Genomic DNA, 1507 nt, shown 5'->3' on the forward strand with positions numbered 1-1507 from the left:
TTAGCATATATTTTTGGCGTATCAACTTTTATTGGAACAGTTCAATATTCTCAAGTTCCATATATAATTTGGTTTAGTATTGGATTAACAGGAGGATTATTGTTATTAATTAGCAATTTAAAATACCGAAATATAAAGTATCTCTTACTTGATATTTTCAACATTTTTATCATCTCAATGGTAGTTTATATGCTTCCTAGCTTCTTGGGATTTTATTTAAATATCATAGTCGCTTTATTAACGGTATTCCTTTTCGTACTTAAAAGCTTTTCCCTTAATAAACTTAAAATAACTTGATTTTAAAATAAAAAATAATGTAAATAAAAGCACGCTGAATGTTTAGATTTCAGTGTGCTTTTAAACGTAATAGATATTTAAGACCTACTGATAATTTAAAGAAATTTATTTCATACAAGGGACAGTAAAAATTCATAAATAGTGATTAGGTGTCTCGTAAAAAGGTTTCCCATTTTTAAGCGTTAGTAGTAAGGGCGCACTTACACATCATTTCAAAAATGATGTGTTTTTCTAAAAAAATATGTGAAATTTTTCAAAGAAGAATTAAGAATTCGCTTTGCTCATGCCAAAAGAACCCACTCAATTTGAGTGGGTTCTTCATACTTTTTAAAAAATTTAAAGGTGATCCTTGAACGTTAATTTAATACATATGATTATTATGAACTTATTCACTTAATTCGTAAGTCACCCCATTTTGATCAGTAAATATACGATCTCCAATCTTTTCAAATTTCCATGTATTATCTTCACTAGATATTAATAATTCAGAATCAGTCTTCTTAATTTCCACCTTTTTAAAAGTTGAAGTGTATTCCCTTCCAGCCTCTACATCTTTAGTTGAAAAGGAGTTTTTTTTGCCATCCATATTTATATTATCTTGTTGTTCATCTGTTAGATTAGTTGTCGACTCTGGAGTATCATTAGTTTTTAATTCATTTCCATAGTTTTTTTTGATTGTAAGCTCATCGTTATTAACTACAAAGCTCCCAGAGATCTGTGGAAATCCGTTACTATTGGTTTGGTTGAGAACAAGTGATTCATCAGAATTTTTATTTTGACAAGCAGCAAGAGTTAAAATAAAAAATAACGTAAAGATGATAGTCCAAAGCTTTTTCATAGTTTCCTCTCCTAATAGATATAAAAAATACAGTTATTCGGTTTTAATACTGTTTGGCGCATATGGCCCCTTTCGAACCACGCCCTCATAATAACCACTACATATGTTATTTTTGCCTAATTCCCAGTCTCCTAATGCAAGATAACCAGAATATCCGTTGTTTGAATACCAGATATAATCCTTTAAGTCTTTAAGAGGAGTATTAGTAAAACGAACTGACACGTGTTTTGTTTCAGCAGTAATAATTACAGGGTTAGCGATTAGATTGTTATTAGGCTCATTTGCATAGATTGGATTACTTATAATAAATTGGGTTCTGTTGCAAAGCTTTAAATCTACTATCAAATAAGGTAGAATAATAGAAAAAGATAG

General features: G+C 29.5%; 3 protein-coding genes. 1 reads left to right on the forward strand and 2 read right to left on the reverse strand.

All coding sequences use genetic code 11. The features are described 5' to 3' along the window. On the forward strand, positions 1-297 hold a 297-nt coding region (locus H541_RS13555; RefSeq protein ID WP_022797308.1), incomplete at its 5' end, for a hypothetical protein. 385 nt (positions 298-682) lie between these two features. Here H541_RS13555 and H541_RS0110935 read toward each other — a convergent pair. Both H541_RS0110935 and H541_RS13560 read right to left on the reverse strand, forming a co-directional pair. Further along, entirely contained in the window at positions 683-1135 is a 453-nt protein-coding gene (locus H541_RS0110935) for a hypothetical protein (protein ID WP_022797309.1), read from the reverse strand. A gap of 33 nt (positions 1136-1168) precedes the next feature. Continuing rightward, on the reverse strand, positions 1169-1507 hold a 339-nt coding region (locus tag H541_RS13560), incomplete at its 5' end, for a hypothetical protein (RefSeq protein ID WP_026501803.1).

This window comes from Bavariicoccus seileri WCC 4188, from assembly GCF_000421665.1.
Lineage (GTDB): Bacteria > Bacillota > Bacilli > Lactobacillales > Aerococcaceae > Bavariicoccus > Bavariicoccus seileri.